The 21,061-nt window shown below is 42.9% G+C and carries 16 protein-coding genes; 9 read left to right on the forward strand and 7 right to left on the reverse strand.

Features of this window, described 5'->3' with window-relative positions; genetic code table 11:
* Position 1 precedes the first annotated feature (1 nt).
* Together murU and IYN84_RS12260 are read right to left on the reverse strand one after the other, a co-directional pair.
* Entirely contained in the window at positions 2-691 is a 690-nt protein-coding gene (gene murU / locus IYN84_RS12255) for an N-acetylmuramate alpha-1-phosphate uridylyltransferase MurU (RefSeq protein ID WP_371734880.1), read from the reverse strand.
* 5 nt (positions 692-696) lie between these two features.
* Positions 697-1,746, reverse strand: a complete 1,050-nt coding sequence (locus IYN84_RS12260) for an aminoglycoside phosphotransferase family protein (protein WP_210330430.1) — start codon at positions 1,744-1,746, stop codon at positions 697-699.
* 47 nt (positions 1,747-1,793) lie between these two features.
* Between IYN84_RS12260 and IYN84_RS12265 the strand changes: the two genes are divergently transcribed.
* The 8 genes from IYN84_RS12265 to IYN84_RS12300 all read left to right on the forward strand — a co-directional run bounded on the left by IYN84_RS12265 (position 1,794) and on the right by IYN84_RS12300 (position 12,113).
* Entirely contained in the window at positions 1,794-4,319 is a 2,526-nt protein-coding gene (locus IYN84_RS12265; RefSeq protein ID WP_196139500.1) for an LPS-assembly protein LptD, read from the forward strand.
* 119 nt (positions 4,320-4,438) lie between these two features.
* On the forward strand, positions 4,439-5,734 hold the full coding sequence (gene surA, locus IYN84_RS12270; RefSeq protein ID WP_196139501.1) for a peptidylprolyl isomerase SurA: 1,296 nt from the start codon (positions 4,439-4,441) through the stop codon (positions 5,732-5,734).
* 51 nt (positions 5,735-5,785) lie between these two features.
* A complete protein-coding gene (gene pdxA / locus IYN84_RS12275; protein ID WP_196139502.1) occupies positions 5,786-6,790 on the forward strand; it encodes a 4-hydroxythreonine-4-phosphate dehydrogenase PdxA in 1,005 nt (334 codons plus the stop codon).
* Entirely contained in the window at positions 6,787-7,596 is an 810-nt protein-coding gene (gene rsmA, locus IYN84_RS12280; protein ID WP_196139503.1) for a 16S rRNA (adenine(1518)-N(6)/adenine(1519)-N(6))-dimethyltransferase RsmA, read from the forward strand. Before pdxA ends, rsmA begins: the two co-directional genes overlap by 4 nt.
* 105 nt (positions 7,597-7,701) lie before the next feature.
* Positions 7,702-8,595: a glycosyltransferase family A protein gene (locus tag IYN84_RS12285; protein ID WP_196139504.1), complete on the forward strand. Its 894-nt coding sequence runs from the start codon at positions 7,702-7,704 to the stop codon at positions 8,593-8,595.
* Between the two features lie 51 nt (positions 8,596-8,646).
* Positions 8,647-10,296, forward strand: a complete 1,650-nt coding sequence (locus IYN84_RS12290; protein ID WP_196139505.1) for a glycosyltransferase — start codon at positions 8,647-8,649, stop codon at positions 10,294-10,296.
* Between the two features lie 99 nt (positions 10,297-10,395).
* Positions 10,396-11,523, forward strand: a complete 1,128-nt coding sequence (wecB, locus tag IYN84_RS12295) for a non-hydrolyzing UDP-N-acetylglucosamine 2-epimerase (RefSeq protein WP_196139506.1) — start codon at positions 10,396-10,398, stop codon at positions 11,521-11,523.
* A gap of 164 nt (positions 11,524-11,687) precedes the next feature.
* Positions 11,688-12,113, forward strand: a complete 426-nt coding sequence (locus IYN84_RS12300) for a hypothetical protein (RefSeq protein WP_196139507.1) — start codon at positions 11,688-11,690, stop codon at positions 12,111-12,113.
* Positions 12,114-12,137: 24 nt separating this feature from the next.
* On the opposite strand, the gene IYN84_RS12305 is transcribed toward IYN84_RS12300, so the two are convergent.
* From IYN84_RS12305 to rpsU, 5 genes are all read right to left on the reverse strand, one after another.
* Positions 12,138-14,540: a GGDEF domain-containing protein gene (locus IYN84_RS12305; RefSeq protein WP_196139508.1), complete on the reverse strand. Its 2,403-nt coding sequence runs from the start codon at positions 14,538-14,540 to the stop codon at positions 12,138-12,140.
* A 202-nt stretch (positions 14,541-14,742) separates the two neighbouring features.
* Entirely contained in the window at positions 14,743-16,599 is a 1,857-nt protein-coding gene (rpoD, locus tag IYN84_RS12310; RefSeq protein ID WP_196139509.1) for an RNA polymerase sigma factor RpoD, read from the reverse strand.
* A 252-nt stretch (positions 16,600-16,851) separates the two neighbouring features.
* Entirely contained in the window at positions 16,852-18,717 is a 1,866-nt protein-coding gene (gene dnaG, locus IYN84_RS12315) for a DNA primase (protein ID WP_196139510.1), read from the reverse strand.
* 255 nt (positions 18,718-18,972) lie between these two features.
* Positions 18,973-19,419 (reverse strand): GatB/YqeY domain-containing protein, encoded by a 447-nt coding sequence (locus IYN84_RS12320; protein WP_196139511.1) that lies wholly within the window; start codon positions 19,417-19,419, stop codon positions 18,973-18,975.
* A gap of 55 nt (positions 19,420-19,474) precedes the next feature.
* Complete coding sequence (gene rpsU / locus IYN84_RS12325) at positions 19,475-19,690, reverse strand: 30S ribosomal protein S21 (RefSeq protein ID WP_196139512.1); 216 nt, start codon at positions 19,688-19,690, stop codon at positions 19,475-19,477.
* 308 nt (positions 19,691-19,998) lie between these two features.
* Here rpsU and tsaD point away from each other — a divergent pair, with 308 nt between their 5' ends.
* A complete protein-coding gene (gene tsaD / locus IYN84_RS12330; RefSeq protein ID WP_196139667.1) occupies positions 19,999-21,051 on the forward strand; it encodes a tRNA (adenosine(37)-N6)-threonylcarbamoyltransferase complex transferase subunit TsaD in 1,053 nt (350 codons plus the stop codon).
* Positions 21,052-21,061 lie beyond the last annotated feature (10 nt).

The following is a 21,061-nucleotide window of genomic DNA, read 5'->3' on the forward strand; positions in this document are numbered from 1 at the left end:
TCTATTTGAGGCGTGATTGCATTTGGCGCAATTGTTCGAGCCTTTCGGGAGTGCCTACATCGAGCCACTCGCCACTGTAATGTTCAGCCGTTATCATTTTCTTGTCTGCGAACTCTCTCAATAGTGGTGCTAAGGGGAGAGGTTGCGCATTTGAGAATTCATTCTGACTAAATAAACGATGGCTGAGAAGGGAAATTCCTGCATAAGTCCACTTTGTTGACCCTGCATTGGTTAGCAACCCTTCTTCAATTCCAAAATCACCTTCCAGATTATGAACTGGATTGTTTACCAGTATAAGGTGCGCTACTCGTTCATTCTGTTCAAGGTTCACTACTTGGGGACTGGCTACCAGCTTTTCAATGTTGATATCACACCAGATATCGCCGTTTAACAATAAGAATGGTGACTCACCGAGCATGGACCTGGCTTTAATAATTCCACCTGCTGTTTCAAGAGGAGTTTCTTCAATTGACCAGTGGATATTAATATTCAGTGCGCTTCCATCTCCAAAATAGTCCATTATTTGCTCACCAAGATAACTCACGTTGATCACTACGTCTTTGATATTTGCTTGCCGTAGTGATTCAAGGTGGTATTGTATCAGAGGTTTACCATTGACCAGTAAAAGAGGTTTGGGCGTCTTCGCTGTCAACGGCATCATTCGTTCGCCTCGCCCAGCGGCAAGAATCATGGCTTTCAATTTTTACCTCTTGATTTTATTGCGAGCGCTGGCGCTATTTTGTTGGTTAGCAATTGGGTAAATCGCTTAAATTCCGGATAACGCTTTGCCGCATCTTCCAGGTATTGGAAAGTGAGAGGCAGATCATTCAGGTAGCTACTTTTTTTATCTCGATAGAAAAGACGACAGAATATTCCCAGAACTTTAATATGTCGTTGCATTCCCATCCACTCGAAATACTGGTAAAAATCTTCAAATGGCATTTCAAGCAAACCTGCCTCAATCGCTCGTTGCCAATACTCGTGACTCCATTCCCGAACCTTGGGTTCTGGCCATTGGATGTAGCAGTCTTTGAGCAGAGAAACAAGATCATAACTAACAGGACCATTAACTGCACCCTGAAAATCGATGATGGCTAGAGACTTATCCTTTAAGATCATTAAGTTACGAGAGTGAAAGTCTCGATGGACCAGGGATTGTGGCTGCTCAAGAGCATTAATAGTCAGCAAATCAAACGTCGATTCAATCACTCGCTCTTCTTCTGTCGTCAGCTGAAGTTTCAGGTGCTTGTCGACAAACCAGTCGCGAAAAAGGCTCATTTCAAATTCAAGTAAAGTTGCATCGTATGCCGGTAAGTTGTCGTAATCTATTGCTGGAATTTGCTGAAACTGGATAAGAACATCAATCGCCTGACTGTATAGATTGTCGACAGAGTGTTCATTGAGGGCTGGTAGCAGAAGCTCATCACCCAGATCTGAAATAAGCAGGAATCCATCTTCAAAATTACAGTGTATAAATTCCGGAACATTTAAATGATATTTCTTCAACAGCATGGCAATTTGGAAGAAAGCCTGGTTGTCTTCCTGTTGCGGTGGAGAGTCTACAGCGATAAGAGTTTTTCCATTATTCTGAAAGATTCTAAAATAGCGGCGAAAGCTAGCATCCCCTGAAACCGGAGTAAGCTTGACTTCGCCTACAGCTAGTTGAGCAGCTGCCCAAACGGCCAGTTGTTGTTCTCTTTCTAAAAGCTGTTTTTGAGCAAATGGCATGTCTTTACTGGGAGACATAGTTTTAAAATCCTTGGTCTTCAAGCTCGCTAAGTGAAGGATAAATAATGCCTGTGTTCGTTGTCGAGGACAAGGTGTCATACTGGAATTTGAGCTCCCTGTTTCAGAGCGCCTGTTTTTCGCGTATGATTAGCCGACATTTGGTCCGCCACGCGGTTGTTAGAGTTAAGCAATCCCAGGATTTTCTTCTGAAAAAGCCGATTAAACCCGTTCAATTTGGAGTCTGTTTACTGATGCTGTCTAGCGTGAATGCTATTGCGGCAGACACAGACTTGCCCAAAACTCAAACTGCTGGAGAGCACAGTGCAGATAATAAAGAGGGTGAACAAAGAGACTCGTTAAACCTGGCTGGAAATAAGAGCTCAGATATGCAGCCAAGTCGTTGCTTTGTGCCTTCACCGTCGCTGTCTCACCTGCCAGCCGCTCCACTAGAAGAAGGCACCCGACGACTGACATTTGACGAATTATCAATTTCTGAAAAAGATAAAACCGAGGTCAAAGGGAACGTAACTTTGCAGCAGGCCGGCTCTATACTCCGAGCTGGTGAACTGGTCATTGATCATCGAAGCGAGAGGGTTGAAGCTAGTGGTGGGGTCTCGGTTGTTTCGGACAGCGCACTATTTGAAGCTGAATCACTGATACAGAATGATGCTTCAGGTGAAGTTACCCTGGAAAATGGAGAGTTTCAGCTTGCTACCAGCGGAGCTCAAGGGGGAGCAGAAAAAATAAAAGTTTCTCCGGGTGAGTCGGTAGAACTGAAGGATCTGACCTACAGTACCTGTAAAAAGGGGGAAGAAGATTGGCAGTTAGCAATGTCAGAGCTAAAAGTTGATCATGAAGTAGGCCGAGGTTCTGCCCATCATACGACTCTCAGGGTTAAAGGCGTGCCTGTATTTTATTGGCCATATCTCTCATTCCCGACAGACGATCGACGCCAATCGGGTCTGCTGTTTCCGTCAATTTCCAACGATGACAAGAATGGTCTCGATTACAGCCAACCCGTATACTGGAATATAGCTTCTAACTTTGACGCAACGATTACTCCCCGTTGGATGGAAAAGCGGGGGCTGCAATTGGGTAATGAGTTTCGCTGGTTAACTGAGTCTACTTATAGTGAGTGGAGCACTGAGTTTTTAGAAAATGATAAAGTCGTTGAGGCACTTAGAGAGTCTGGAAGTGATACTTCATTAATGAATTCGGACTTATCGCGCTGGCATAGTGATTTTAAACATGCTGCTAGCTTCGGCGCCGATTGGTCTCTGGCGATAAGTTCTAAGCGTGTTAGTGACAGTGATTATTTCAATGATTTTGGTAGTGGATTGGAGTCTTCAACTCAGACATCACTGAAAAACCAGGCAGAGCTAGCCTATGAAGGAGAACGATGGCAGTTTTCTACTTTTGCGCAAGCGGATCAAAGCTTGATTGGTAAAGACAATTATCGAGTTCTACCCAGAGTGAAGCTTAACGGAGCTGATAGCTGGGGAAGTGTGCGCTGGGAAGTAAAATCTAACTGGACTAGATTTGAACATCCTTTAGCTAGCAAAATTACAGGTTCCAGGTTTCACTTCGCCCCTAGTATTAGCTTGCCATTGGAGGAGCCTGGTTACTTTGTTAAACCCAAATTGAGTTACGCAATGACTCGCTTTTCACAAGAGTCGGAACTCACTTTCGAAAAACAGGTAATCGAGCGAAAACTACCTATTTTTAGCTTTGATACAGGAATTCACCTGGAAAAAGTCATTGGTTCCAGCAAGAAAACGGTTCATAAAATTAGCCCGAGAATTTTTTATGTCTACATTCCTCAGGAAAATCAGGCTGAAATCAATTTGTTTGACTCTCGATTGCCACAATTTGGGTTTAGTCAATTGTGGCAAGAAAATCGTTTTAGCAGTATTGATCGAATAGGCGATGCCAATCAGGCGAGTTTGGCTATCGGAAACCAGTTCAGTGACCTGGATAGTGGACATAATTGGCTTGAGTTTAATCTGGGACGTCGTTTCTATTTTGATAATCAGGAAACTCACTTGAATGGAGACTATCTTGTAGAAACTGAGAACTCTCCATGGTTAGCGCAAGCAAAATGGCAGCCAGCTAAGGGCATATCATTTGCTGGTTTTATGGAGTGGGAGGAAGAGACTTCAAACAGGATTCAATCAACTTTATCCATGAAAATTGAACCCAAAGCCAATCATATTGTCAATTTAAGCCACAGGTATCGCGAATTTAGTAGTCGGGTGGTTGAAGAAACCGATCTTTCCTTCGCATGGCCGATAAATTCTGAATGGCGAGTTGTTGGAAGGTGGTATAATGATTTGACTCTAGATCGGCCTATTGAATCTCTCTTCGGTGTGGAATATGAATCATGTTGCTGGGCCATAAGGTTGGTCGCTCAAGAGTATTTAAATGTTCAGCTAGGTAGCAACGGCTTACCATTGGTAAGTGGAGAAGAGGATTACACCAAAGGTGTTCATCTACAGTTCGTTTTCAAAGGGCTGGGGAGTGCCGGTAAATCAGGGCTCGGGAATTTACTCTCTTCGAGTATTGCGGGCTATAGAGATCGTTTGAAAAACTAATAAAGTTAAACTCCCTTAGAAATAGGGGGAACTAAAAGGTTGCTGGTCGATTTTTGGCCTGTCTATCGTAGGAAAATGACCTTGTATTGGTCATAAAGAATGAGTTAAGTGGTTAAGTAATGACTAAATTGGTAAAACTTTGTGTTGTATTTTTGGTAAGTATTCAGGCATCTCTAGTGAGCGCTGAATCCGAGTTAATTGACAGGGTTGTTGCCCTGGTTGACGAGGATGTAGTGTTGGGGAGTGAGCTGGTACGCAGAACCAATTCTGTACTTGAGCAGCTAAAGGAAAGAAAACAGAAAACGCCACCTCTTGCTACCTTGAGGGATCAGGTACTTGAGCGACTGATTATCGAGTCTCTTCAACTGCAAATGGCAAAAAGGGTCGGTGTTAGAGTGAGTGATGCCGAGCTGGATGCTGCGATAGATAGAGTTGCACAACAAAACAATATTACTTCTGATATTTTGAGGAAGAAGAATGAGTCGAATGGAATATCCTGGGCTGTATTTCGCGAAGATTTGAGAAAAGATATTATGATCAACCGAGTGACCAGCGGTATGGTTTCCAGACGGATCAAGATTAGTGAGAAAGAGGTGGATAATTTAGTTGCTTTGATCGACAAGCAAGGCGAAAGTAGAGTCCAGTATGCTATAGGCCACATTTTCCTGCCCCTGGCTGAAGGTTCGTCTCCTGAAGAAATCGCTGAGGTAAGAAATCTGGCTGAAAAGCTGATAAGAGAGCTTAGAAACGGTGCTGATTTTGCCGAATACGCAATTAGTTATTCGAAAGGTCAACAAGCTCTGAGTGGTGGAGATCTGGGATGGCGTAACCCTTCTGAATTACCAAGTCTTTTTGCCGTTAGCATCAAGAATATGAAAACTGGTGATATTTCAGAGCCATTACGCTCAGGAAGCGGTCTGCATATTTTGAAATTACGTGAAGTTAAAGGTGGCTTCGAGCGCCATAGCGTGCTCCAAACCCACGCTAGACATATTCTGATCACGCCAAACGCAATAATGGATGAGCAAGCTGCAAGGGAAAAAGCGGCGCTGTTAAGACAAAGAATTGTCAATGGCGAAAAGTTTGAAGATCTGGCTATGGAGTTTTCAGATGACAAAGGCAGTGGCTCTCTAGGCGGAGACTTAAAGTGGACTGACCCTGGAACTTTTGTTCCAGATTTTTCTAACGCTATGGATAAACTGGCAATTGGTGAGATTAGCGAGCCGGTCAAGACTGAGTATGGATACCATATTATCGAAGTTTTAGGTCGTCGCGATCAGGATCAAACTGAAGAAAAAAAGCGTGAAGCTGCTTATAGAAGTTTGCACAACCGTAAATTTGAAGAAGAAATTCAGCTTTGGATTCAAGAGATCAAGGAACAGGCTTATATTAAGGTTTTATTGGAAGAAGAATAAAAGTCCGAAATACAATGAGTTTGGACTAGCGAAATAAAACTTGAATTGAGTATGGCAGATTCTGAAATGCGGATTGAGCGAGTAGCCTTGACCATGGGCGAACCTGCAGGTGTAGGCCCCGAGTTGTTAGTCAAGGCTGCTCAACAACCTTTTTCAGCCCAGCTAATTGCGTTAGCAGATAAAGAAATTCTGGCGGATACGGCAAGACATCTGGGCTTACCTTTGGTGTTGAAGGATATTGACTGGAAGTCACCCGTCAAGACACACCAGCCGGGCTGCTTGTGGGTCGATCACATTTCTGCTGAAGAGCCCATTGTCTGTGGCGTTCTTTCAAAAGCTAGCGCCAGGCTTTGTTATCGAATACTCAATCGTGCTAGTGAACTTGCTTTGGAAAACAAAGTAAAGGCGGTTGTAACTGCTCCGGTACACAAGGCTAATATCAATCAGATCGCATCAGGTTTTTTGGGTCATACAGAGTTTTTCGCTGAACTTGCAAATGTCAGCAAAGTTGTAATGATGCTAGCGACTAACGAACTAAGAGTAACCTTGGCGAGCACCCATATACCGTTGGCAAAAGTTAGCGAGACTATTACCAAAGAGAGCTTAATCGATACCATTGAAATTATTTTAAATGACTTCAAGAGAATGGGGATCAGCCAGCTCAAAGTTGCTGTATGCGGTCTAAATCCTCATGCAGGAGAAGGAGGATTGCTCGGAAAAGAAGAGCAGCAAACAATTGAACCGGTAGTTCAATTTTTTCAAAAACGCGGAAGTGCCGTGTCCGGACCTTTTCCAGCCGATACTCTCTTCACTCCGGAAAAACGAGCACAATACGATGTTTTCCTCGCAATGTACCATGACCAGGGATTGCCTGTAATTAAGGCGTTTGGTTTTGGACAGTGTGCGAATGTTACCCTCGGGTTGCCCTATATTCGGACATCCGTTGACCATGGCACTGCTTTGGATATTGCAGGAAAAAATATTGCATCAAGCGAAAGTCTCGAATATGCGGTAAACTATGCCTTGAGCTTATTGTCAGCAAAATTACCTCAATGAAGATTTTTAATCCATACCAGCATCAAGCCAAAAAGCGATTTGGCCAAAACTTTTTAACTGATTACTCGATCATCGATCGAATTGTCGCCGGTATACAGCCGAAAGAAGGCGATAATATGCTTGAAATAGGACCGGGTCTAGGCGCTTTAACTCGCCAGGTCCTCCCGAAAACAAAGACTATGACGGTGATTGAGCTTGATCGGGATGTGATTCCCAAGTTGAAATTCAACTGTGATGGGTTAGGCGAGCTCAATATAGTAGAAAAAGATGCGCTTAAGGTCGATTTTTCAACTTTTGCCCGAGATAAGTCGCTCAGAGTTATAGGAAATCTTCCCTACAACATTTCAACGCCAATTTTATTTCACTTATTTGACCATCTTTCTGCTATTCAAGATATGCATTTTATGTTGCAAAAAGAAGTAGTTGAAAGGATTGTTGCCCAACCTGGCAGTAAAACCTATGGGCGTTTAAGCGTGATGACTCAGTTTTTTTGTGATGCTCAGATGTTATTTATAGTCCCCCCTGAAGCTTTTGAACCTCCTCCTAAGGTCGATTCTGCCATTATTCGACTAAAGCCAAGGATTCAACCTCTCCAATGTGAAGATTTTGCTACCTTTTCTGCTATGGTAACAGAAGCCTTTAATATGCGAAGAAAAACGGTTCGTAATGTCTGGAAAAAGCGATTAACGGAAGAAGAGCTCAAAACATTAAAAATAGATCCTGCAGCCCGTCCGGAAAATCTTGAGCTATCAGCGTTTTTGGATGCTTCGAATTTCGTTTATCGGACCCAGGGTTTGTTAGAATAGTTGTGATTCAGCTCGTATTATGTCTGCTCAGGTTAGACCGAAATTGGTGATTCTGGTATTATCACCGCATAAAATTACATTCCATTCGGCCGAACTCACAATTTAATGCAACAAACTAATTCATATCCACCGGCTTGGTATAGCAAACTGTTAATTCAGTTTTTTCGTATATTTGTAAAACGTCTGCTTTCTCCTCGCTGGTTTCGTGATTCTTTACCTGATGAGTCACAGCGTAGCAAAAAGAAAGGCGAGCTAAGTTTGGAAATTGTCAGTCACTGCTGGCAATACGCTAACATGCTGACTTATCAGTTGAGCTCTCTGGTAAATTATCCGCCACAAAAGCTAAAAGTTAGAATGACGGTATTTTACTCAGAAGACGATCATGCGACGAAAGAAACTCTGGAGTTTTTTTCCAGTCACCAAGTTAGTAATGTTGAGTGGAACTGGGTTCCTCTACCCAAAGAAAAGCTTTTTAGAAGGGGGATAGGGCGCAATATGGCTGCGCGCTCTACTAAAGCTGACTGGGTTTGGTACACTGATTGCGATATTATTTTTCATAAGCACTGCCTTGATTCTTTGGCTCTTGAGCTGCAAGGTCAAAATGGCAAGCTGTATTACCCTCGTCAAGAAAGAACAACGCCAATGCTAGCTTCAGACGATCCTATGCTCAGAGAGGGACGTCAACCTCAAATCGTTGATATCCCTGCTCAAGAATTTAGCTTGCATTCCAGAGACAAAGCCAAAGGAGCATTTCAGATTGTTCATGGCGATGTGGCTAGAGCAATAGGTTACTGCGACGGAATGAGAGCATTCCAGACACAGGTTACCCATTGGAGCAAGACCTATGAAGATACTGCTTTTCGGTGGCTAATTAGCTCTAAAGGAATTCCCATTGATGTTGAGAGTGTTTATCAAATCCGGCATATAGTGAAAGGTAGATACCGAAAAGGAACATTCTTTTCTCGATTGAGAAGCAAAATTAGAAGGATGCAAGAGTGATTAAGCCTCTTGAGAAGAGATGTTTGTTTCAAAGAATTATAGAGAAATTTCATGGTTAAAAAACATAGAAGAACCGTCAAGCAAAGTCTAAAGTGGTGGTGGAATACTCGAGTTGTTGGTTTATGGCGTGTTCGCTTGGGAGGCCTATTTAAAAATACTGCAAGCAGCCCAAAAACGCATTTTGAGTTTTCCAAAGAGGCGACTCCCTTAGGAGAGGTAGATCCTGAAGGTATCACCGTCATATTAACTGCTTATCGAAGAACGGAGTATTTGGCTGAGCAGATAAAAGCCTTGAGGGAGCAAACGGTAAAACCAAAGGAAATCTGGGTTTGGACTAATAAGGCGCCTGAAGAATTACTGGATGTCTCTGACATTGCCGATCGTGTAGTAATTTCTAATACAAACTGGCTTTTCTGGGGACGCTTTTCTCTAGCCAATATGGCGCGCACAGGTTACGTGGCATTTTTCGATGATGACATTCTTCCACAACCTAAATGGTTTGAAAACTGTCTCGACACAATTCGTAGCGGGTTTGACGGTATCTTGGGCGGCTCAGGAGTGATATTGCCTAAAGAGGGAGGTTATTCCAGCAAGAATAAAGTCGGCTGGAATGGTGGTCACTTGACTAATACCGCACAGGTCGATCTTGTCGGTCATGCATGGTTTATGCGTAAGTCATACTTGAATTATATTTGGCGAGAAGAACCCTATACCTGGGATAATGGTGAAGATATTCATCTTAGTTACATGGCTCTAAAACATGGTGGAATTAAAACCTATGTTCCTCCACATCCAGAAAACGATCAGTCTATTTGGTGTTGTCGTCCAGATTTTGGAAAAATAGTCGGACGAAAAAATGTAGCAACTTTTAAAACCGCAGGTCACAGAAATATTCGCTCTGAAATTGTTGAAAAGTATGCAGCTGATGGCTGGCAAGTATTGGCTACTTTAGAGGGGAGTGAAGAACAAAGTAGCAAATCCTTTCCTGAGGAGTTAAAAAAATTTAATCAAATGCTGAAAGACCAACAGCAATTTTCTCTTGTCCGTTTTGGCGATGGGGAAATGATGGTAATTAATGGAGAAGCCATTGATTTATCAAAGAAGTGTAATGGCGAACACAAGTACACCCCGCAAAACGAAGATGATGAAAAGTATCGGAAAATTCTTGAAGAGTCTTTGCTCTTCAAAAATAGTCAGTATTTTGTTGGGCTTCCATGTCGTTGTTGTGTTGGTGATGAGCATTGTGAAAAGCTTAGAGTTCAATCCCGCCAGGATGAGTCTCAACTGACCTGGGCAAATATTTTTGTTAACGCTAACTATCCTGCTTTTCTGGAAGAAACCGTAGAGTGTCTTAAGTTAAACACCAACAATATTGTATGTCATCAGGACGCAGATATTGCTCAGCTTCCTTTTGAGATTAACCAAAATTTCAGAGTTGCAGGTAATGCATGGGTAAATGACTATGATCGACTGTTAAAAGAGTTAACTGAATACATCGAAAATAGTCGGGTAGAAAATGAAGTTTTTCTATTTTGTGCGGGAGTTTTAAGCAATATGCTTATTTACCAGTTGAGCAAGCAGTTTCCCAATAATACCTATCTGGATCTGGGCTCCGTTTTCGACTCGATAATGGGACTAGGAAAAACTCGCCGCTATTTGGAAGGAAGCCGAAGAAGGCTCAAAAAAGTTTGCGTTTGGTAAAGTGTAGAGCATAAACCGTTGCAGGTTTGGTATTTAATATTTGTATTAAAATAAATATCTGGTCGTCTGGATATATACTGGAATACTATCGGCGAAATAATGAAGAAGATTCTATCAATATTTGGTACAAGACCTGAAGCCATTAAAATGGCTCCTTTAGTTAAAGCCCTCGAATCCAATCCTGCATTTGACTCCAGAATTTGTGTAACAGCACAGCACCGGGAAATGCTTGATCAGGTGCTTACTCTTTTCGAGATCTCACCTGAGTATGACTTAAACATAATGAAGCCAGGCCAGAATCTTTACGATATTACCGCGAATATATTGACCGGGCTTAAGCCAGTATTGGAGGACTTTCATCCTGACATTGTTCTAGTTCATGGAGATACAACGACCACATTCGCTGCAAGCCTCGCTGCATTTTATCAAAAAATAATGGTTGGTCATGTTGAAGCCGGGTTACGCACCGGTGACTTACTCTCTCCATGGCCAGAAGAGGCCAACCGTACGCTAACAGGTGTTATCGCAAACTACCATTTTGCACCAACAGAAACCTCCAAAGGTAATTTGTTATCTGAAGGAAAAGCTGAAAGCAGCATATTTGTAACAGGAAATACAGTGACTGATGCTCTATTACAGGTGAGTCAAAAAGTGGGAACTGACGACTTGATGAGTAGAGAGCTGAATGACAAGTTCAGATTTCTTGAAGAAGATAAGAGGTTAGTTCTGGTAACCGGCCATCGACGCGAAAGCTTTGGTGAGGGCTTTGAGAACATCTGTAAAGCGATTTCTCAAATAGCCAGGCAATATGATGATTGCCAGATCGTTTATCCGGTTCATCTAAACCCAAATGTGCAGGAGCCAGTCACACGCATATTAGCTGGACATGACAATGTTTTTCTAATAGAACCTCAGGAATATCTCCCTTTCGTTTACCTGATGAATAAGTCTTATCTGATCTTGACTGATTCGGGCGGAATACAGGAAGAAGCTCCAACGATTGGTAAACCTGTATTAGTCATGCGAGAAACGACCGAACGACCAGAAGCTGTCAATGCAGGCACAGTGAGACTCGTTGGAACGAGCACAGTAAAGATAGTTGAAGCTGTATGCGAACTATTTGAAAACGCAGAGGCCTATCAACAAATGAGTAGAGCGCATAATCCCTATGGTGATGGGCATGCCAGCGAAAGAATCGTTGAAGTATTGCAAACAGCCAGGTTTTGAAGAGTAATGGGCGAAGATTATAAAGAAAGCTGTTAGTTCAGTTTCAGTTAATTTTCCCGCCGCTATAATATCCTTAGGTTGCCTTTTGTGGGCATTTGAGATTCGGTGATTCGCCTTTTCTAAAAGTCGAGAATTGCCGAACGTAATGATTAAGGTGGAATAATATGCGACTCAAACCATCTCTTTTGATATTTCCCGTCCTTACTTTGACTACGGCTTGTTCGACTCACTATAGTGCTCATAGCGGTTATCATGGGCACCGACATCACGGTGTATCTGTCGGAGTTCATGGCCACTCTCATGGAAGAGGAGCAGGTGTTTTGGGAGCGCTCATAGTTGGTGGAATTATCGGTCATGCACTATCTGAAGCCAAGCATCATGATGAGACACATCAACAACCAAAGTCTGAGGCTGATGCTATAGCCAACGGATATCCTGTAAAAAAGCCGGGCAAACAAGTCACGCCGGAAGTTAATGATGAGCAAAATCGTTTCTATCAACTGGGAAAAGATGGCAATTGTTATCTAATGCAAAAGAAAGGCGATGAACTAGAAATCGTTTCGGCTGTTCCGCCATTCTCATGCCAGTAATCAGCGGCAATTGAAAGGTTGTAATTAGATGTCAATCTTTCCTTTTCTGACAAGCGCAAGCGCTTCTTTTTCAGGCATTGGTTTCGCTAGATAAAAGCCTTGACCGAGGTTGCATTTCATTTTACATAGAGCGTCGAGTTGATAGTTAGTTTCAATACCTTCGGCTACCCACTCCAGTTCCATAGATGTCGCCATCGCTTTGATTGCATTAATAATTGGAGAAATACTTTCTTTTTCATTCAGGCTGGCAATAAAACTTCGATCAACCTTAATTAGATCAAATGGCAGTTGATTAAGATAACTCAGGGAAGAGTAACCGGTCCCAAAATCATCAAGAGAAAGCTTGATACCCAGAGATTTGAGTTTGTGAAATATCAACCTCGCTTTTGCAATGTTTTTCATTAGCAAGTGTTCGGTAACTTCAATAATCAGGGATTGTGCAGGAATGCTGAACTTTCTTATTAAGTCATTTATTTCACCGACAAATGAGTTATCTGTAAATCTTTGTGCTGATATGTTGATCGTTAAATAGGGGGGAGTACTGGTGACTTGGCGCCACTTTTTTAATGTATTCCCCGCTGTTTCCAGAAGCTTTTGATCAATTGCTTGAATAAGATCATATTGTTCTGCGATACCGATAAACTCTCCAGGAGCAATGATCCCTTTGTCAGGATGATCCCATCTCATCAATGCTTCAAACCCCGCCACCGAAAAATCATTCAAGTTTACAATCGGTTGATAATAAAAAAGTAGCTCATTATTATTGATGGCCTGTTCAAGCTCGGTGACTAACTTCTTTTCATATACAACGGCATAGTGCAACGAAGATTCATAGACTTCGATCTTATTTTTTCCACTTCGCTTGGCATGATACATAGCATGATCAGCATTTTTCATCATTTGCTGTGGAGATTCGCAATTTTCATCGTTAAAAGCGACGCCTATAGATAGTGAAGCAACTATTGATTGTTTTCCAAAAGTAACTGTTTCATTCATCGAGGTTAGAATTCTTTGGGCTATAGTAATGGCGAAATTTGTGTTGTCCAGATCTTCAAGTAAGATTGCAAACTCATCTCCGCCAATGCGAGCTAGCGTATCAGAAGTACGTAATTGTTTCTTCATGCGCTGAGCCGTTTCTCGCAGCAATAAATCTCCTGCAGCATGACCATAGGAATCGTTTATTTGCTTGAAGTTATCAAAGTCGATAAACAATACCGCAATTGTTGGAGCGCTATTTCTTTGACACCTGAGATAGGCATGATCAATTCTATCGACGAATAGCGAGCGATTAGCAAGACCTGTTATTGAGTCATGAATAGCTTGATACTGAAGCTTTTGATCTTTAGTATTTCGATCAATTGCTACACTTAAATGCTTGCTTAGGAAAGACAGAAAATTTAAGTCGCTTTCACTAAATGTGACTTTTTCATCATAGCTTTGCAGTGCGATCGCACCACTTAATTCTGGATTAATTTCAAAAGGGACCGCAAGCCAGCAATAGGGGATTTTTCCATAGCGAATGGTTTGTCCAAGCTGATATCGTTTTTGTAGTTCCTTGTTGTCCGCTATTAAAGGGCTTTGTTTGCGAATAACTTCTGCTACGAGAGTTTGTTGCATCTGTTCGGTTGAAAGGTTTAAATCAAAATTGAGTTGGCTTCCATGTTCGCTATCATTGAGAAAAGGAGCGGAGTAAAGATTTTTTTCTTTGTCATAAAGCACGATACAAAAGCTCTCAGTATTAATCTGTTTGCGAATCAGGTTGTGGAGTTGGCTATAAAATTCCTCCGGAGATTGTGCGTCGTGAGTTATTTCCGAAATGTTAAAGTAGGCTTCTGATAGCTTGTGAGCGACAGACTTTTCCTTTAATGTTTCTTCTAATTGAAGAATGTTTTTTTCCAGGGCAACCTTGGAGGCGAGTACTGATGCTAATACTTTGACATATCGTAGGTGGTCGCGAGTGTAAAAATTTTTGAGGCTGTGCTCAGAGTCGATAACACCAAGTAGTTTTCCTCGAAACAGGATCGGCACCGCTAACTCGGAAGCTCTAGCTCTATCGTCAATTATGTACTCTGGCTCTTCAGAAGTGTCATTAATAAATGAACTGGTCTTTGATTGCGCGCACTTGCCTACAACTCCCTCGCCAAGTTTTATCGTGATTGGATTGAGTATTTCCTGTCGCACCGGATTTTTAGGGCCAAATGCTGCTACCTGGACCAGATATCCCTTTTCTTCATCAAATAGATAAATCACACAATCTTCGAAGTTGAGTGCCTTAATCGTGTGGTGAGCGACATGCCAGACAGCATCCTTAATTGTTTCTATCGTGTTTACTTCTTCGACAAATTCAACCAAAGCTTCAAGAGCGCGCTGCTTTTCAAATAAGCTGAGTTGATTGTTTGAAAGTTTATTGTCGGGCGAAGATCCCATATTTAAGTACTTGTTTTATCTGGATAATTAAATTCTAATGCTACCAATAAAGTATAGTCAGCTATGCATTACTTTGCCTAAATTAGTAGCAAGGTTCGCATTCAGGAACTAACTAGAGCTGTGAAGGAGCATAAACAAACAGCAACAAAAAAGGTCCTGAAAATAGGACCTTTTTGGCATTCGGCAATTAATTATCTGCTACTTATTCGTCCAGGAAGCTTCTTAAGCGATCTGAGCGAGTTGGGTGACGCAGTTTGCGTAGAGCTTTAGCCTCGATTTGTCGAATACGCTCACGAGTTACATCGAACTGTTTACCAACCTCTTCCAGAGTATGGTCTGTATTCATATCAATTCCAAATCTCATGCGAAGGACCTTTGCTTCTCTGGCTGTCAGGCCAGAAAGTACTGACTTGGTCGCTTCTCTTAGGCTTTCTGAAGTTGCAGAGTCAATAGGGGAGTCCTGATTGGCATCTTCAATAAAGTCGCCCAAGTGCGAATCTTCGTCATCACCAATCGGGGTTTCCATTGAGATAGGCTCTTTAGCAATTTTAAGAACCTTACGGATCTTATCTTCCGGCATATCCATGCGTTCTGCCAACTCTTCAGGCTGAGGCTCGCGACCCATCTCCTGCAACATTTGACGCGAAATACGATTGAGTTTATTGATGGTTTCAATCATATGCACCGGAATACGAATAGTTCTGGCTTGATCGGCAATGGAACGTGTAATTGCCTGACGGATCCACCAGGTTGCATAGGTAGAAAACTTATACCCTCGACGATATTCAAACTTATCAACCGCCTTCATCAAACCAATATTACCTTCCTGAATTAAATCCAGAAATTGTAATCCGCGATTTGTATATTTCTTAGCGATAGAAATAACCAGACGCAGGTTAGCTTCGACCATTTCTTTCTTAGCACGTCGAGCTTTAGCTTCACCTATGGACATGCGACGATTGGTTTCTTTGACTTCAGCAATCGTCAGGCTGCTGTCCTGCTCAACTTTCGCCATCTTGTTTTGTGCGCGAATAATGTCTTCCGCAACCTCTTCCAACGCGTCCCGGTAAGCAGGGTCTTTCGATAGAATAGAGTCGATCCATTTAGCGTTAGTTTCATTGCCTGGGAAAGACTTAATGAATTCTTTACGTGGCATTTTCGCCGACTCAGTCGCCAGACGCATAATTAAACGTTCCTGGGTACGCAGCGTTGCCATACGATCACGCATTTTCTCGGACAAGCGATCAAACATCTTGGGAAGTAAGCGGAACTTAAGGAAAGTTTCTTTCATTTCCTCAATATGCTTAACTGCATTTTTATGGTGTCTGCCATATTTGCCCACAGCAGCAATAGACTTTTCGTAATGGCTTCTTAGCTCAGAAAAGTATTCCGCTGCTACTTCAGGGTCTGGACCATTGGCAGCCTCATCCTCATCATCTTCGTCAGTTTCCAGATCAGAATCTTCATCATCCAGTTCTTCATCAGGCACCTCACTACCAACGTGACTTGCAGCCATCGCAGCTTCTTCTTCCGTATCTGCAAATCCGGTAATAATATCGGTTAAACGGATTTCTTCTGCCTGGAATCGGTCATATTCATCCAACAGCATTGAGATGGTTTCTGGGTATTCCGCAATGGAAGCTAAAACTTGTCGAATACCATCTTCTATGCGGCGGGCGATTTCTATTTCGCCTTCTCGAGTCAATAGCTCTACGGTTCCCATTTCCCGCATATACATACGTACAGGATCCGTTGTTCGGCCAAACTCGCTATCGACGCTGGCAAGGGCTGCGGCTGCTTCTTCTGCCGCATCTTCATCAGGAGCAGAAGAGTCGGCCATCAACAAAGCGTCGGCTTCAGGTGCAGATTCAAATACCTGAATCCCCATGTCATTGATCATACTAATAATATCTTCAACCTGATCCGGGTCGACGATATCTGGTGGTAGGTGGTCATTGACTTCTGAGTAGGTTAGATAGCCTTGTTCCTTACCACGTGTTATCAAAAGCTTCAGCTGAGACTGCTGCGATACCTTCGATGAAGGGGAGTTATCTGTCATTCAAAATACCTTAAAATCAGACTTAAAAACTTCAGTAATTCAATTTCTTTGGCGGGGCCAATTCGCTGAACACGAAACCGCCAATTATACACAGTCTAGACCCCGATCAGCAAGATTACTAATCGCTAAGTGGAGACAATGACAACATTTTTCAAGTTATCGGCCGCAAATCACAAAAATAAAATCAGGAACCCTGTTTTCGGTAAAATTACCTTAATTTTCTTGCCGGAGGTATTGGCAGAAAAGCGGGAGCTAACCTTGCTTACTCAGCTCTGCCTGAAGGCGCTTCATTTCCTCTTTTTCTGCAGCGGTGACGCTGCCATTACGAACTTTCTCGAGAAGTGAGTCCCATTGATCGAGTAAGTAGTTCTTTTCCAGTCGTTTAAATATTTCGCTGAGTTCAGCATTAATATTCTCAGATTCTGCATAAAGTGGCTGATTTGCCAGTTTAATCAAGTGAGGGTGCTCTGCTGTTCCACGCCAGTTTTCAACAAGAATGGCAGTTGTAACTTCTTCATTTTTCTCAATAATTTTTATCAGGTTGAGCAAAATTCGAGCTCCGAGCTCTTCAATGGAGCCTAGCCAGGACATATCGGCAGGTGGTAAAGCTTCTGGGTGTTGAAGTAACAAGGCTATGGCGCGGCGAAATGGTGCTTTGTTTCTAGATTCCGTTTGCTGATTTATATGAGAAGGAGGGGGTTCTTCATATGAAGTGGACCCGAAGGCTGACTGGTTTTGCTGAAACTTCCTGTCAGGCTCAAAGTTATTGGAGTTTGAAGGAGTCTGTGTGCTGTTCGCAACAGCCTTTGTGCCGGAGCTGCTATCTTCTCGCCAGCTCTCTTCGAGTTGTCTGTCAGCCAGACCTGATAGTTCTGCAATTTTGTGAGTAAAGCGCGATAAAAGTATGGGATCTGTGATTTGTTGGGCAAAGGGTTTTGCCAGATGTACCAGTTTAGCCGGGCCTTCAAAAGTATTCATATCTACCTGGCTGGTCAGGTGTTCAATCAGATAATCAAACAGGGTAGATGCCGACTCAACTCGCTCATTGAAAGCTTTCATGCCGATTGCTCTAACCATACTGTCGGGGTCTTCACCATCAGGAAGGAACATCAGGCGAACTTCACGTGTGTCTTTTAACTGAGGAAGGGCATGGTTTAATGCCCTTAATGCAGCCGCTCTACCCGCGCGGTCACCATCAAAGCAAAAAACCAGGGTATGGCATATGCGAAATAAAGTTTGCAAGTGCTCGCTTGTTGTTGCAGTACCTAATGTTGCTACTGAGTTGTAAATGCCATACTGAGCTAGGGCAACAACATCCATATACCCCTCAACAATGATTATTTGCTCGATATCTCTCAGTTTACGGCGCATTTCAAAGATGCCATAAAGCTCTTTGCCTTTATGAAACAGCGTTGTTTCCGGAGAGTTTAAGTACTTAGGCTCTCCTTGATCGATAACTCGCCCACCAAATCCTAGTACCTGGCCTCTGCGATTTCTAATTGGAAACATAATGCGGTCGCGGAATCGATCATACGCATGACCATTATCTTTGCGAATCATCATGCCTGTTTTCACTAATTGCTCTTGCAGCTTTAGCTGATCTTTACCCAGGTGTTGCAGGTTTTGCCACTCTCCGGGCACATATCCAATACCGTAAAGTTTTGCTATTTCGCCGCTTAAGCCTCTTTGTTTCAGGTATTCGACGGCCTTTATGCCCAGGGGGCGTTTTTTCAAGTTTTGCTGATAACTATCGGCTACTTTTTCCATTAAATCAAAGAGTTGCTGGTTCTCTGCGTAAACTGCATCATCTTGCCCCGACTCCCTGGGAATATCCATGCTCTGTTGTCCGGCCAAATCTTCCACCGCGGCAACAAAGTCCTGTCCTTCGTATTCCATCAAGAAAGTCAGTGCATTGCCACTTGCACCACAACCAAAGCAATAATAAAACTGTTTGTCCGGATTAACTGAAAAGGAGGGCGTTTTTTCATTGTGAAATGGGCAGCACGCGGAATAGTTACGGCCTGCTTTCTTGAGCGGTACTCGACGATCTATGACTTCCACCAGATCGGTTCGTGCCAATAGTTCATTGAGAAACGTTTGCGGTATTCGTCCTGCCATTAATCCAACAAATCTGGGTGAATATTTATAACATGATGCCTACAGGCATTTTGCCTAATGGTTACGCAAAAAGAAATCTTTTGATGAAAGATCTCTTGTTATTCTGGAGCGGATAATAGCTCTGTGATAGCAATCTCAAATATTATGATTCATTAGGCCACGCTGTAGCAGGCTAACACAGAAGAATACAGGGAATAGACAAACATGCGGACGACGCTTATAGTGCGCACGCCATGGCGATTATAATTCCTGAGATTAGTTGAGTTTCGATTTAACCAAACCGCTAACAGCACCCATATCCGCTCTACCTTGCATTTGCGGCTTGAGGATTGCCATTACTTTACCCATATCGCGCATTGATTCTGCGCCAGATTCAGAAATTGCCGAGTCAATCATTGCTGCAACTTCATCATCGTTAAGAGCTTGAGGAAGGAATTCCTGAAGCGCTTCCATCTCCAGTTTCTCTTTATCCGCCAGATCGTGACGATCCGCAGACTCAAACTGAGAGATAGAGTCTTTACGTTGCTTTATCATCTTATCAAGAATAGCCAAAACGTCAGCGTCGGTGACTTCAATTTTTTGATCGACTTCGACCTGTTTCACCTGCGCAAGCAACATGCGGATAGCGCCCAGGCGGTCTTTCTGCTTGGCGCGCATTGCTTCTTTCATGCTGTCTTTAATGTGCACGAGTAACGCTGACATATTTGTCTAACCTTTTGAAATGATTAAGCTAATTTATCGTTTTTAAAACGAAAAATTAGTATAAACGTTTGCGTTGCAATTGGTCTCTTGAAGCTTTCTTCAGAGCACGCTTAACTGCAGCTGCTTTTTTACGTTTACGAACCGAAGTAGGCTTTTCGTAGTGCTCACGACGACGGACTTCAGATAAGATTCCTGCTTTTTCGCAAGCGCGCTTAAAGCGACGTAGAGCAATATCAAATGGTTCGTTTTCTTTCAACTTAACTGCTGGCATTTAAAATAATCCCGGTTTTCGAGCTCAAATGAGCTATTAATCAAATTAAAGGTTAAAAATTCGTCATCTACGACGAGGGCGCAGATTCTACTGCTTTTTCAAGCTGAATGCAAAGTCCTGATAAAACTTTTTGGCAGTTTTCTTGTTCAGCGGTATGATCTGGCAAAATTTGGTCGCCAAAGGCATTGTTTTGGTCATAATTACGCTGTTTTTATTAGCTTTTTGCGATTTTATGGCCGAACAGTAAAAAAGCGGTGATAATTTGGCGTCGGTAAATAGTTGTGGCAATTAGTCAGGGTAATCCAAACATGCAAGACCATCAGCAAAAAACAGTCGTAATTCTCGGGATAGAAAGTTCCTGTGATGAAACCGGTGTTGCAATCTATCATTCTGAACGAGGAATTATCGCTCATCAGCTTTATTCTCAGGTCAAGGTCCATCAGGAGTATGGCGGTGTAGTTCCTGAACTAGCTTCTCGAGATCATGTTCGCAAGCTAATGCCACTGATCAAAACTTCTTTGGATGAGGCTAAAATGTCGCCTGAACATATTGACGCGGTTGCCTACACTCAGGGACCCGGATTAATCGGGGCTTTGTTGGTGGGAGCTTGTGGAGCTAAAGCTTTGGCTATGGCATGGGATAAGCCGGCAATAGGCGTTCATCACCTGGAAGGGCACTTGTTGGCGCCCATGTTAGAGGAAAAATCTCCTGAATACCCGTTTCTAGCGCTTCTTGTTTCCGGTGGACATACTATGCTGGTGGATGTCAAAGCCCTGGGTGATTATGAAATTATAGGCGAGTCAATCGACGATGCTGCCGGTGAAGCTTTCGATAAAACTGCCAAAATTATGGGGCTGGATTATCCCGGTGGTCCGCTTTTGGCGAAGCTGGCGGAAAAAGGAGACGGCAGTGAGGAAAAATTTCCTCGCCCAATGACTGATCGTCCAGGTCTGGATTTTAGTTTTAGTGGTTTGAAGACCTTTGCTGCCAACAAGGTTTATGCCAGCGACAAGTCTGAGCAATCATTGGCTAATATTGCCGAAGCTTTCCAGCAAGCTGTGGTGGACACACTGGTTATCAAATGTAAGCGGGCGATTAAACAGACCGGTCACAATCGACTGGTTGTTGCCGGTGGTGTGAGCGCAAACTTATCATTGCGCGAAAAGCTCGCTGAGTTAATGAGCAAACATGGTGGTGAAGTTTTCTATCCTCGCCATGAGTATTGTACCGATAACGGCGCCATGATCGCCTACGCCGGTTACTGTCAGTTTGTTGCGGGGAATAAAGATAAAGGCCAGGAGATTCAAGTGAATCCGCGCTGGCCTCTTTCAGAAGCTATGACCAGTCAACTTGGCCGATGACTTAATTGTT

The organism is Aliikangiella sp. G2MR2-5 (genome assembly GCF_015687155.1).
In the GTDB taxonomy this organism is placed as follows: Bacteria; Pseudomonadota; Gammaproteobacteria; order Enterobacterales; family Kangiellaceae; genus Aliikangiella.

Coding starts and splice junctions, on each gene's coding strand:
- rsmA (WP_196139503.1), top strand. CDS start 6,787: ATGAAGATTTTTAATCCATACCAGCATCAAGCCAAAAAGCGATTTGGC.
- IYN84_RS12290 (WP_196139505.1), top strand. CDS start 8,647: ATGGTTAAAAAACATAGAAGAACCGTCAAGCAAAGTCTAAAGTGGTGG.
- surA (WP_196139501.1), top strand. CDS start 4,439: ATGACTAAATTGGTAAAACTTTGTGTTGTATTTTTGGTAAGTATTCAG.
- IYN84_RS12285 (WP_196139504.1), top strand. CDS start 7,702: ATGCAACAAACTAATTCATATCCACCGGCTTGGTATAGCAAACTGTTA.
- dnaG (WP_196139510.1), bottom strand. CDS start 18,717: ATGGCAGGACGAATACCGCAAACGTTTCTCAATGAACTATTGGCACGA.
- murU (WP_371734880.1), bottom strand. CDS start 691: ATGATTCTTGCCGCTGGGCGAGGCGAACGAATGATGCCGTTGACAGCG.
- rpsU (WP_196139512.1), bottom strand. CDS start 19,690: ATGCCAGCAGTTAAGTTGAAAGAAAACGAACCATTTGATATTGCTCTA.
- IYN84_RS12320 (WP_196139511.1), bottom strand. CDS start 19,419: ATGTCAGCGTTACTCGTGCACATTAAAGACAGCATGAAAGAAGCAATG.
- IYN84_RS12265 (WP_196139500.1), top strand. CDS start 1,794: ATGCCTGTGTTCGTTGTCGAGGACAAGGTGTCATACTGGAATTTGAGC.
- pdxA (WP_196139502.1), top strand. CDS start 5,786: ATGGCAGATTCTGAAATGCGGATTGAGCGAGTAGCCTTGACCATGGGC.
- rpoD (WP_196139509.1), bottom strand. CDS start 16,599: ATGACAGATAACTCCCCTTCATCGAAGGTATCGCAGCAGTCTCAGCTG.
- tsaD (WP_196139667.1), top strand. CDS start 19,999: ATGCAAGACCATCAGCAAAAAACAGTCGTAATTCTCGGGATAGAAAGT.
- wecB (WP_196139506.1), top strand. CDS start 10,396: ATGAAGAAGATTCTATCAATATTTGGTACAAGACCTGAAGCCATTAAA.
- IYN84_RS12260 (WP_210330430.1), bottom strand. CDS start 1,746: ATGTCTCCCAGTAAAGACATGCCATTTGCTCAAAAACAGCTTTTAGAA.
- IYN84_RS12300 (WP_196139507.1), top strand. CDS start 11,688: ATGCGACTCAAACCATCTCTTTTGATATTTCCCGTCCTTACTTTGACT.
- IYN84_RS12305 (WP_196139508.1), bottom strand. CDS start 14,540: ATGGGATCTTCGCCCGACAATAAACTTTCAAACAATCAACTCAGCTTA.